Annotated in this window: 8 protein-coding genes and 1 tRNA gene; 4 read left to right on the top strand and 5 right to left on the bottom strand. The window is 46.5% G+C overall.

Going from position 1 to position 12,059, the window contains the following annotated elements:
* Positions 1-8 precede the first annotated feature (8 nt).
* Together AOC29_RS02710 and smc are read right to left on the bottom strand one after the other, a co-directional pair.
* Positions 9-1,073 carry a cell division protein ZipA C-terminal FtsZ-binding domain-containing protein gene (locus AOC29_RS02710; RefSeq protein ID WP_251370052.1) on the bottom strand — a complete coding sequence of 355 codons (1,065 nt, stop codon included), beginning with the start codon at positions 1,071-1,073 and terminating at the stop codon, positions 9-11.
* Positions 1,074-4,595, bottom strand: coding sequence for a chromosome segregation protein SMC (gene smc / locus AOC29_RS02705; protein WP_215296513.1), 3,522 nt, complete (start codon positions 4,593-4,595; stop codon positions 1,074-1,076). It lies immediately after the preceding gene.
* A 174-nt stretch (positions 4,596-4,769) separates the two neighbouring features.
* On the opposite strand from smc, the gene dapD reads away from it, so the two are divergent.
* The 3 genes from dapD to prmB are packed head-to-tail and all read left to right on the top strand — an operon-like array spanning position 4,770 to position 7,696.
* Positions 4,770-5,597, top strand: a complete 828-nt coding sequence (dapD, locus tag AOC29_RS02700; RefSeq protein ID WP_215296512.1) for a 2,3,4,5-tetrahydropyridine-2,6-dicarboxylate N-succinyltransferase — start codon at positions 4,770-4,772, stop codon at positions 5,595-5,597.
* 6 nt (positions 5,598-5,603) lie between these two features.
* A complete protein-coding gene (gene dapE, locus AOC29_RS02695) occupies positions 5,604-6,755 on the top strand; it encodes a succinyl-diaminopimelate desuccinylase (protein WP_215296511.1) in 1,152 nt (383 codons plus the stop codon).
* A 44-nt stretch (positions 6,756-6,799) separates the two neighbouring features.
* Positions 6,800-7,696: a 50S ribosomal protein L3 N(5)-glutamine methyltransferase gene (gene prmB / locus AOC29_RS02690; protein ID WP_215296510.1), complete on the top strand. Its 897-nt coding sequence runs from the start codon at positions 6,800-6,802 to the stop codon at positions 7,694-7,696.
* Positions 7,697-7,719: 23 nt separating this feature from the next.
* Here the strand turns inward: prmB and radA are convergent, their stop codons facing one another.
* Genes radA through AOC29_RS02675 form a run of 3 tightly spaced genes read right to left on the bottom strand, consistent with a single transcriptional unit; the run spans position 7,720 to position 11,467 of the window.
* Positions 7,720-9,084: a DNA repair protein RadA gene (radA, locus tag AOC29_RS02685; protein ID WP_215296509.1), complete on the bottom strand. Its 1,365-nt coding sequence runs from the start codon at positions 9,082-9,084 to the stop codon at positions 7,720-7,722.
* Positions 9,085-9,119: 35 nt separating this feature from the next.
* Positions 9,120-9,629, bottom strand: a complete 510-nt coding sequence (locus AOC29_RS02680) for a hypothetical protein (protein WP_215296508.1) — start codon at positions 9,627-9,629, stop codon at positions 9,120-9,122.
* Positions 9,626-11,467, bottom strand: a complete 1,842-nt coding sequence (locus tag AOC29_RS02675; protein WP_215297308.1) for a potassium transporter Kup — start codon at positions 11,465-11,467, stop codon at positions 9,626-9,628. The genes AOC29_RS02680 and AOC29_RS02675 overlap by 4 nt, the downstream gene beginning before the upstream one ends.
* Before the next feature lie 258 nt (positions 11,468-11,725).
* On the opposite strand from AOC29_RS02675, the gene AOC29_RS02670 reads away from it, so the two are divergent.
* Positions 11,726-11,802: transfer RNA gene (locus tag AOC29_RS02670), tRNA-Met, on the top strand.
* The last annotated feature ends 257 nt before the right edge of the window (positions 11,803-12,059 follow it).

The following is a 12,059-nucleotide window of genomic DNA, read 5'->3' as shown; positions in this document are numbered from 1 at the left end:
GTGATGTCCTAGCTAAAGAGTCTGCTAGCTGTGGAAGATCCAGCAGGGATGCCAGATTTCTCAAGATTGGCAAAAAGGCCATCAAGATGCTGACGAATACTGATCACAGCTGCTTCGCTCAAATTAATACCATTGTCATCTACTAAACGGCCATGAGCAGATTGCGCAATCTCCACACCCTCAGCCAACATTCTTTCAAAGGCGCGCTCTTCTTGCGCAACCAGAGGAACTTCTAAGAGTAAGGTCAATTGCATTACCGACTTGTTTGGGTCTAAGCCTGCGCTAGTAAAGATCAATGCGCCATTACTGTAAAACTCATATTCACGGCCATTGCGCGCTAACTTGAAACCACGTTGACGCATCAGCGCATCAAAATTACCCCAAGGGCAAGCTTCATCAAAGAGCACGTTGATACTAAGTTGAATATCACTATCTGCCGCCATCACATCCAACTCTTTAGCGCTCTCTAGCATGGTATTGACGCTAGGCATATCGATTTGGGAACCCAAGGTATCAGCGAGCGCTTGAGCGCGAGAACAGAAATCAGATAATTCCAAGACGCCAATGGCACCACGGCGACTTGCTAATTGAATAGCTAATTGGAGTTCAGAGTATGAAGATTTCGGGTTTAACTCTTCCCACTCCTGATCAACATTCAAACCTTCGCACATCCACTTTGCAGCAGATTGCGCTTGTAAGTCTGTCCATGTATTAATTTCTTCAAGAATCTCTGCCCCGCTGATACCTTCATCAAAGCGTAGTGTAATGACGCAGTCAATACGAGGATCGATGGCAAACTTCTCAGGAGTAGAAGTCGTTGCTAAAAGCGCGCTAGCAAAACTAGGTTCATTACGCTCACTTGAGTCAGCATCTGCAAAGCCCTGAACAAAGCTAGGCTCGCGTGCAAAGCGATCATCAAGAGCATATTCACTCTGCTCTCTTGCTTTACGACGTGCCCGGGAGTATTTAAGGTTGAGGATGGCTACCAATATCAAAATCAGTAGGCCAATAACTGCTAAGGCAAACTGCAAATCAGACAAGCCCAACATTGTCATGATTTGTTCTACGTACACTTAAGCAGCCTCTACCATTGAAACCGCTGAAGAGATATCCACGGCAACAATGCGTGATACGCCCTGCTCTTGCATCGTGACACCAATCAACTGATGGGCAATTTCCATGGTGATTTTGTTGTGGGAGATAAACAAAAACTGTGTTTTATCTGACATTTTGGCGACCAGTTGAGAATAGCGCAGGGTATTGGCATCATCCAATGGCGCATCAACCTCATCGAGTAAGCAGAATGGAGCTGGATTCAACAAGAAAAGTGAGAAAACCAGTGCGATCGCAGTCAAAGCCTTTTCACCACCGGAGAGCAAGTAGATGCTGCTATTTTTCTTGCCTGGAGGTTGGGCCATTACTTGAACGCCTGCGTCCAAAATCTCTTCACCAGTCATCACCAATTCAGCATGACCGCCGCCGAACAGTTCTGGGAATAATTTTCCAAAGTGGCCATTGACTTGATCAAAGGTGCCTTGCAATAAATCACGAGTCTCTGCATCAATCTTGGCAATCGCATCAGTCAGAGTCTGCATTGCTTCATTCAAGTCAGCAGATTGCGCATCTAAGAACTGCTTACGCTCACGTGAGCTGGATAACTCATCAAGCGCAGCCATATTCACTAGACCCAGTGATTGAATCTCAGTATTTAAACGATTGACTTCAGTCTGCAAGGCGCCAACCTTCAAGTCGGGGCTAAAGTTTGCTTCCAAGGCAGTTAAGTCAGCTTCTGCATCGGTCAACAAAGTCGCAAATTGCTCATAGTTCAAACGGGCAGCCTGCTCACGCAATTGCAAATCAACCACTTTGTCACGCATTGGCTGCAAGCTACGCTCTACCTGCATACGGGCTTCATCCGCCTCACGCAATTGATGTAATAAAGCATCTTGCTCAGTACGAGCGTTTGCCAAAGCTGCTTCACGCGCACTACGAGCTAACAAGAGTCCCTGTAATTTTTCTTGCGCCTCTTCATCACTTAAGGAAACTAACTCTTGAGTGGCCTGATCAAACTTATCCTGAATCTCCATGATCTGAGTGCGAGCAGTACTTTGATCACGTTGTAAGTCTGCAATGCGCTGTTGCAGTGAGCGAGTTGCAAAGGCAGCCTCTTGTGCAGACATTTCTGCTGCGCGTAAAGATTCACGCAAACGATCACGTTCTTGCGTGGCCGCCTCTAATTTTTCTTGAGCAGATGCTAAAGCATCCTGGAGGCCCTGCTTAGATTCCTCTGCTTGAGTTAACTCTGCCGCAGATTGCTCTTGTGTATTACCCAATTGCTCACCTTGCAGGCGCAACTCACCCAACTCATCCTGAATTTGGGCAGCGCGCTGGCTATATTGTTCCTCAGCCTGAGTTAACTGCATTCTTTCTACCTCAAAGCCATGAGCTTCTTGCACTGCCTGCTCAGCATTGATACGGGCCTGCTCTGCTGCTTGATGAGCCGCTTGATAGTTAGCAACACATTGATCTAATTCACCTTGCAATTCGCTCTGCATCAATTTTTGAGCGCGTAACTGTTTCTCAAGACTTTCCATCTCTTGCGCACGGGCCAACATACCAGCTTGCTCAGAATCTGCTGCGTACAACTGCACGCTTACACGACTCACTAAGTGGCCTTGCTGAGTAACAAATGCACCACCAGCTGGTAATTTTTCACGGCGATGCAAAGCATCTTCGAGACTGGAGGCAATATAAATATTGTCTAACCACTCTTGCAACACAGAGGTAAGCCTTGGGGCACCAGCACTTTGCACACGACTTAATAAAGGTGTGAAATCCGCTGGAGCTGATGTATGTGCTGGGCTAATTTCTTCTGTCAGCAAAATCGCCAAACGACTTGGAGGCGCATCATTGGCTAAAGCGAGAGTTTCTTGCACACTCTTTGCAGTCACTGCAGCCAAACGCTCACGCAATACCGACTCCAAAGCGGCTTCCCAACCGCTCTCTACTTTGAGCTCTTGCCAGAGACGTTTGCTTTCTTTAAGCCCTTTACTTTCAAGCCATGGACCAATCTTGCCTTGTGCTTGCACGCTGGCCTGTAAGGCGGTCAAAGCGGTTAACTTAGCCTCAGTTTGAGCCAAATCTTGATTGGCTGTCTGAATGTTTTGTTGGGCAGCATTACGTGCTTCATCTGCAGCAGGTACGCGTTGCTGCGTTTCACCTGCGCGTTGTTTTGACTCTTCAACTTTGCGCTGCGCCATAGTTTGACGATCAATCGACATTTGCAAAGCTTCTGCATCTGGCCTACGCATACCATCAAGCTCACCTCTTAAGCGGGCTTCACGCCCTTTGAGCTCATCGGATTGAGCTGACATGGCACGAATACGCTCACCCAAACTCGCAAGACGTTGCTCAATGGAGGCTAAGCTTTCGCGGGAGTTATTGAGATCACGTGCAGCAGTTTGATAAGCCTCTTCACGACTTGGCATCTGCCCTTGTAGTCCAGTGAGGTCTGCCAAGAGAGTTTGTTCTTTTTCTGAAGCTTCATTTAGTTCATGCTCAGCAGTGCGTTGCGCTTGAGCAGCATCAGTTTCTTGCACGGTCCAGCGCTGCAATTGTGCCTGCAAATCTTGAGTTTGTTGTTGTAAGCGTTGGCGCGCTTCTTGCACATAATGAATCTGTGATTCAACTTGACTCACATCAGAGTTGGTTTGATATAACTCACCTTGCGCCTCAGAGACTTTATCTTGCAATGCGTATTGTTGAGTACGCATGGTTTCCAGCTCAGACTCAGCATGACGCAACTTAGCAGTCTGCTCTTCCAAGTTCACTTGGGTATCACGGATAGCATTGGCATGACGCTCTTGCTCTTTTCCAGCCTCGGTCTGACGCACAAACCAGAGTAACTGTTGCTGAGATTTCATTTGTGCAGAGAGCTCCGCATGACGCTCGGCAACAGTTGCTTGTTTTTCTAAGCGAGTGAGTTGTTGATCAAGCTCACGCAAAATGTCTTCAACACGGGTTAAATTTTCGACAGTGTCCTCTAAACGAGAAGCAGTTTCTTTACGACGCTCTTTGTATTTAGAAACCCCAGCTGCCTCCTCCAAGAACACGCGCAACTCTTCTGGTTTTGCCTCCAAGATGCGATTAATCGTGCCTTGACCAATAATGGCGTAACCTCTTGGACCCATACCGGTACCCAAGAAAATATCTTGAATATCTTTACGACGCACAACTTGATTGTTGACGTAGTAACTTGAATTGCCGTCACGCGTCAAAACACGTTTAATACCCAATTCTGTAAAAGCACTCCACTGCCCTTGAGCGCGTCCTTCCGAATTGTCAAAAATGAGTTCCACACTGGCACGACCAGACGGTTTACGTAAGCCAGAACCATTAAAAATAACGTCTTGCATGGATTCGCCACGTAACTCACTGGCTCGAGATTCGCCCAAAACCCAGCGCACGGCGTCGATAATGTTCGACTTTCCGCAACCGTTAGGACCCACAACGCCAATTAATTGGCCAGGCATTTCAAAATGGGTTGGGTCAACGAAAGACTTAAAGCCGGAAAGTTTGATAGATTTCAGTTGCACGGCGTACTTTGCAGGGAAAAAAGAGGTTCAAAAAAGGGGTAAAAATTTACATCTAAAGTGGGAAGATGATAGCAAGCTTAAGGCTACTTAGACGCGTTTTTGCCCCATCGATATAATGTTAGATGTACCTTCAGGGACAAAATCCCTTAACAATCTGATAGTTAACTGAAAAGCATGAGCCAATCACCACAAAGCATCATTGAACAAGCCTGGGAAAACCGCGCAGACCTCTCACCCAACAGCGCCCCTGGAAGCGTCCGGAGCGCTGTAAATGCGGTCTTGGAAGGCCTCAATGCAGGCACCATTCGAGTCGCCGAGCGTCGCGATGTGGGCAAGTGGGAAGTAAATCAGTGGGTTAAAAAAGCCGTACTGCTTTCTTTCCGACTAGAGGACAACGTTCCAATGAGTGCTGGTGGTTACACCCAGTTCTACGATAAGGTTCCTAGCAAATTTGAAGGCTATACGGCTGCTGACTTTGCAGCGGGCGGATTCCGCGTGGTTCCCCCTGCTATGGCTCGGCGAGGCTCTTTTATTGGCAAAAATGCTGTTTTGATGCCTTCTTACGTCAATATTGGTGCTTATGTTGGTGAAGGCACTATGGTCGACACTTGGGCAACCGTTGGTTCTTGCGCTCAAATTGGTAAAAACGTTCACCTTTCTGGTGGCGTTGGCATTGGCGGTGTTTTAGAGCCAATTCAAGCCGGCCCAGTGATTATTGAAGATAACTGCTTTATTGGCGCCCGCTCTGAAGTAGTTGAAGGGGTCGTCATTGAAGAGAATTCGGTTCTCTCCATGGGTGTCTACATTGGTCAAAGCACCAAAATTTATGATCGTGAAACTGGTGAAGTGCATTACGGTCGTGTTCCTGCTGGCTCAGTAGTAGTTCCAGGCTCATTGCCTTCTGCTTGCGGTAAGTACAGTTTGTATGCCGCAATCATTGTGAAAAAAGTGGATGCACAAACCAGAGCCAAGACTGCCATCAACGAACTGCTGCGCGACTAAAAATCTATGAGCGCCACGCTTGAGCTTACTGAAGCTCTGATCGCTTGCCATTCCGTAACACCGGCAGATGGTGGCTGCCAGGATTTAATTGCTCAACGCTTACAAGCAATTGGCTTTCATACTGAGAGCGTTATTAGTGGGCCTGAGAATTTTCAGGTCACCAATCTTTGGGCCATCAAAAAAGGGAAAGCGGGCGATCAAGGCAAAGTGCTGATGTTTGCTGGTCATACCGATGTAGTGCCTACTGGCCCGCTTGAAAAATGGACCAGCAACCCATTTACGCCAACGATTCGTGATGGCTTACTCTACGGTCGTGGTGCAGCTGATATGAAAACCTCTCTAGCTGGATTTGTAGTTGCCACAGAAGAATTTGTTACTACCCATCCTGATCATCAAGGTTCCATTGCCTTCTTAATTACTAGCGATGAAGAGGGCCCCGCCAATGATGGCACTGTCATCATGTGTGAGCGTTTACAACAACATGGTCAACGCTTGGATTACTGCGTGATTGGCGAACCAACCTCTGTTGATCAGTTGGGTGACATGATTAAAAATGGTCGTCGCGGCTCTTTATCCGGCAAAGTGAAGATCAAAGGTATACAGGCGCATATTGCCTACCCTCATTTAGGCGCGAATCCAATTCACTTGTCTGCGCCAGCCATTACAGCATTGGTAGAGACTGAGTGGGATAAGGGCAATCAATATTTCCAGCCAACCAGTTTTCAGATTTCGAATGTTCATGCGGGCACTGGTGCCAATAATGTGATTCCTGGTGAGCTGGTAATCGATTTTAATTTCCGCTTCTCTACCGAGAGCAAACCAGAACAATTGCGCGAACGTCTTGAAAACATTCTCAAAAACGCTGGTCTTGATTTTGAGATCGACTGGGTATTAGGTGGCAGCCCATTCATTACTGGTGATGGCGATTTAGCAGGTGCTTTACGCAAAGCCATTAAAGCCGAGACACGAGTGGATACCGAACTCTCCACTACTGGGGGCACTAGTGATGGTCGCTTTATCGCCAAGATCTGCAAAGAGGTTGTGGAATTTGGGCCGCTCAATGCGACTAGCCACAAAATCGATGAGTGCGTCATCATTGATGATGTTGAGCCACTCAAAAATATCTATCGCAAAACGCTTGAGCAGCTCATAGCTTAATCTCACCCCACTGCTTTTCTTTTTTAATACAAAATTCATCCATCATGGACCCTGAGCCTTCACAAGCCTTTACAGTCAATCAGTGCATTGATCAAGTCGCACTCAAACTAGAGGCCGCAAAATTACATTATGGGCATGGCGCTATGGATGCGCAGAGTGAAGCCTTGTGGATTACCAGCAAACAATTGGAACTCAGTCCTGCAGAAGCACTAGATCATCTAGAGCGAACACTAACGAGCGATCAATACCAAATGGCATTCGCTATCGCTGAGCAAAGAATTGCAACTCGTAAACCACTGGCCTACATTTTGGGTGAAGCTTGGTTAATGGGTGTGCCATTTTTCTGTAGCGAACAAAGTATTGTTCCCCGTTCATGGATTGCGGAACTGATTGTGGATGGATCATTGGAGCCATGGTTACCGGCCGATGGCAAAGCATTAGATCTTTGCACTGGCAATGGCTCTTTGGCTATCTTGCTTGCTCTTTCTTGTCCTGATATTCATGTGAGCGCTTGTGATATCAGCATGCCAGCCTTATCTGTTGCAGCACGCAATGTGGATCGCCATAGCTTAAGCTCTCAAGTGGAATTATTAGATGGCGACCTTTGGGACGCACTACCCGAGCCCAATGAAGACAACCTCTTTGATCTGATTATTTGCAACCCACCTTATGTCAATGCCACCTCAATGAGCGCACTCCCTACTGAATATCAAGCTGAGCCAGCCTTGGCCCTTGCGGGTGGTGATGACGGCATGGATTTAATTCGCAGAATTATTGCCCAAGCGCCAGACTACCTCTCTGAACGAGGCGCTATTCTGCTTGAAATTGGTAATGAGTATGGGAACTTTAAAAAGGCGTTCCCACAAATTCCTGTGATTTGGATGGAAGTGTCCGCTGGCGAAGAGCAAGTACTCTTAATACAAGCAGAAGATCTACGTTAAAAAATAAAACGATTTACTGAAAATTAACTGAGTTCTGCAGCAGCTGCGATCGCTTGATCAATTCGCTCTACAGGAATTACTTTTAAGCCCGGGATCTTGGTCTTGGGCATATTCGCCTTTGGAATAATGGCCACTGTAAAGCCTAACTTAGCAGCCTCTTTCAAACGCTCTTGACCGCGCGGACAAGGACGAATCTCTCCAGCCAATCCTACCTCGCCAAAGACGATGAGCTCCTTAGGTAAGGCGCGATTACGAATCGATGACTGAATTGCTAGCAGCACTGCCAAGTCAGCCGCTGGTTCTGAAATCTTGACACCGCCAACAGCATTTAAAAATACATCTTGATCAAAACACGCCACGCCCGCATGGCGATGCAATACCGCTAAGAGCATTGCTAAACGGGCTTGCTCTAAGCCAACTGCTAGACGCCGTGGGTTAGGAACATGTGCTGTATCTACCAATGCCTGAATTTCTACCAAGAGTGGTCTACTGCCCTCTTGAGTAACTAATACGCAAGCGCCGGGAACCATTTGCTCGTGCTGCGATAAGAAGATTGCTGACGGGTTAGTGACCCCTCGTAGACCTTTTTCAGTCATTGCAAATACACCAAGCTCGTTAACGGCACCAAAACGATTCTTAATCGAGCGCACTAAACGAAATGAAGAATGGGTATCGCCCTCAAAATACAATACCGTATCCACAATGTGCTCCAGCACCCGTGGGCCAGCCAAGTGGCCATCTTTAGTCACATGACCCACCATCAATACACAGATCCCACTGGATTTTGCGGCTCTGGTGAGTTGGGCAGCGCACTCACGCACTTGGGCGACGGAACCTGGCGCTGAACTTAACACCTCAGAATACAAAGTCTGAATAGAGTCCACCACCAATACCTGTGGCTTGACAGTATCCATGATGGAGATGAGTTTTTCTAACTGAATTTCTGCTAAGACCTCTAGTTGTGGCGCATTGAGCGTAATGCGTTTTGCACGCAATGCTATTTGTGCAGCCGATTCTTCACCACTGCTATAAAGCACATTCATACCTACAGAGCTCATCTCAGCCAAAGCTTGCAGTAAGAGTGTTGATTTACCAATTCCTGGATCGCCACCCAATAAAACTACGCCACCAGGTACTAGGCCACCACCTAATACGCGATCGAACTCTTCAACACCAGTACTAAAACGTGGCAAATCTTCGGCAGTAATTGCAGAGAGTTTTTGTCTTGGTAATGATTGCGCTAAACCCTGAAACCGTGAGTTAGACGTGGTCTCGGGCAAGCCCTCTTCCATAGTGTTCCACGCCTGACAAGATGGGCACTGGCCCTGCCACTTTGCAGAAGTGCCGCCACAAGATTGGCAGATATAAACCGTTTTGACTTTAGCCAAGAGATTCCTAGTAATTGAAGCTAATAAATTCAGTGTTAATCGAGCTGCGTGCCAGCTTTATTTTCTTGAGCACGCTTAGGGGCGTCCTTGCGACGCTGCTCTAGATCGGCCGCTCTTGCAGCCGCAGCTTTTTGCTTATCTTCAAACTCGCGTTGATTATCAACCCGTTCTGCAGCCTTGACAGGCGAGGCCCGCTCAGCGGCACGCTTTTGATCTTCCTGATCTTTAATACTCTTTCGTAAATTGCGTTGTACTTCATGCAAAGCACGCTCTTGTTCGCTAATGGGATCAATTTCTTTACGATATTCTGCCCTAGCGCTACGCAAGCAATAGTTCACCCAATAGTTTTGATAGCAATCTGATGAAGCTTTGCCCCAGCGATACTTAGCCCAGTCTCTTTGCAACTCTAGCTCTGACTCGATCTTATCCAATTTAGCTAACTCAGCCTCTTCAGCAGGCGTTGCTAAAGTAATACCGCTAATGGAGCTCAGTAATAAAAATATCCCAATGAATATTTTGGATCGCTGAGAAAAATTCTTTCTCAAATTTCCACCTTTGCGCCCAACTCAACCAAGCGATTTGCAGGAATTTTGAAAAAGTCTGATTGACGACCGGCATTTTGATACATCCAGCAAAACAAGCGTTCACGCCACAATGCCATACCCGGAATCTCCGTAGAGACAATGGTGTCGCGCGACAGGAAGAATGAGGTATTCATTAAATCAAACTTCAAGTCAGAAGACTTCTGCAGTAATTCGATGATCTGGCCCATGTCCGGAGTTTCATTAAACCCATACACAGTGCGAACTACATACACACCATTACCAAGATCTCGCAAAGTAATGCGCTCATCATCCTTAACATAAGGGACATCCCAAATACTGACCTTTAAGAAAAAAACTCTTTCATGAAGCACGTGGTTGTGTTTGAGGTTATGTAAAAAAGATACTGGTAAATAATCGACGTGAGCCGTTAAGAAAATGGCAGTACCTTCAACTCGATGTGGTGGATGCATCATCAAGGCTTCGATGAAACTCTTTAACTCAATGCCATTATTGATCGCCTTCTGACGTAAGATCTTGCGGCCTTGATACCAAGTCATCAAGAAAATGAAGCAGACTGCGCCCAATAACAGCGGAAACCAACCGCCTTCCATAATCTTCAATAAATTAGCCGTTAAGAATGCGAGATCAACAGCTAAGAATGCACTGATTACCAAGGTTACTAGGATAGTATTCCAGCGCCACACTACACGCATCACAATCGCTGCCAAGAAGGTGGTGACGATCATGGTGGTAGTCACCGCAATGCCGTAGGCTGCAGCTAAGTTTTCAGACTTCTTAAACGCCAACACCACCACAATAACCAAAACCAATAAAGCCCAATTAACTAATGGCATATAAATCTGACCGATTTCCCGTTCAGACGTGTGACGCACTTTCATACGAGGTAAAAAACCTAACAAGATGGCTTGGCTAGTCATTGAAAAAGCACCGGATATTACCGCTTGGGATGCAATCACGGTTGCGGCAGTAGCTAAGATCACCAATGGGAAAACAAACGCTTCGGGCACCATCAAGAAAAATGGGTTGCTAATAGTTTCTGGGTTATTCAAAAACATTGCACCCTGTCCAAAGTAATTTAAAAGTAAACAAGGCATCACGATAAAGAACCAACCCATCCGAATAGGCTTCACTCCGAAGTGGCCCATATCGGCATAAAGCGCTTCAGCACCAGTCAGCACTAGGAACACCGCGCCCAGCACAATAAAGCCTTGCAGAGCATGCTCATCCATAAAGTGAATGGCATACATTGGATTGATAGCAGCAAAGATAGCTGGATGCTGTACGACCTGATATATACCCATTAGGCCAATCACTGCAAACCACAGCACCATAATGGGTCCAAATAATTTTCCAACTACATCGGTACCAGTCTTTTGAATCACAAATAGGATAACTAAGATCACTACTGTAATCGGCAACACAAAACGAGTGAGATCACTAGATATCACCTCCAGACCCTCGACTGCAGACAGAACTGATATTGCAGGTGTAATGATTGCATCACCGTAAAACATACAGGCCCCAAAAACACCGGCCATGATGATTAACAATGAGCGCCTGGAACCGCTTGGTGCCGTCCTTAAGGCCAATGCCATCAGCGCCAAAATACCACCCTCACCATGATTATTGGCGCGCATCACAAACAAAACATATTTCAACGACACCACAATTGCAAAAGCCCAAAAGACCATGGAGATCACACCATAAACAGCATCGGCTGAAAAAGGAATACCATGCTCAGGACTAAAACACTCTTTCAGTGCATATAGAGGGCTGGTACCAATGTCCCCAAAGACCACGCCAATCGCAGCAAACATCAAAGCAATCGAAGCGCCTTTTTTGTGAGGATGATCCTCTCGTGAAATCTCTACCGGCCTCAATAGAGATGATTCAGAAAACTCCGGATTACTCACTGACATGAATTGTTCCTAGCGTGTTGTTGCGTGGCAATATATTACTCCTTATGTCAGATCATTAAATCTGGAATTTTTGGCAGAAAACCGCATATTTAAGCGTCTTTTAAAGGTTTACCTCGACAGAGGGGTCCAAAAAATGGTAGAATCAATGTCTTCAAACGCGGGGTGGAGCAGTCTGGCAGCTCGTCGGGCTCATAACCCGAAGGTCGTAGGTTCAAATCCTGCCCCCGCAACCAAACAAGTAGAAGGCTTCTAGGTCAATTGACTCAGAAGCCTTTTTGCTTTTTTACAACTGTGTAGATGCCACGTAGATGTTGTGGAGCAATGCCGATACAAATTTAAGTTGGGACGGAGATTAAATCAGAGTTTGCAAGGATTTCGGAAAGCATTGCGGTATCGCTTTTTCGAGGATTCTATCTATTACTCTAATCTAACCAGCAGCAACTCATCGACATAAACTCGAACTAACAACTTCCGGATTATCGAAGACCTT

This window comes from Polynucleobacter sp. JS-JIR-5-A7, assembly GCF_018687935.1.
GTDB lineage: Bacteria > Pseudomonadota > Gammaproteobacteria > Burkholderiales > Burkholderiaceae > Polynucleobacter.
The sequence above is the reverse complement of the archived record's forward strand: the minus strand, read 5'-3'. Positions and strand labels throughout refer to the sequence as shown.

What these genes read in the sequence shown, in the direction of transcription:
- dapE (WP_215296511.1), top strand. Translation starts at nt 5,604, where the DNA reads ATGAGCGCCACGCTTGAGCTTACTGAAGCTCTGATCGCTTGCCATTCC.
- AOC29_RS02675 (WP_215297308.1), bottom strand. Translation starts at nt 11,467, where the DNA reads ATGTTTGCTGCGATTGGCGTGGTCTTTGGGGACATTGGTACCAGCCCT.
- dapD (WP_215296512.1), top strand. Translation starts at nt 4,770, where the DNA reads ATGAGCCAATCACCACAAAGCATCATTGAACAAGCCTGGGAAAACCGC.
- prmB (WP_215296510.1), top strand. Translation starts at nt 6,800, where the DNA reads ATGGACCCTGAGCCTTCACAAGCCTTTACAGTCAATCAGTGCATTGAT.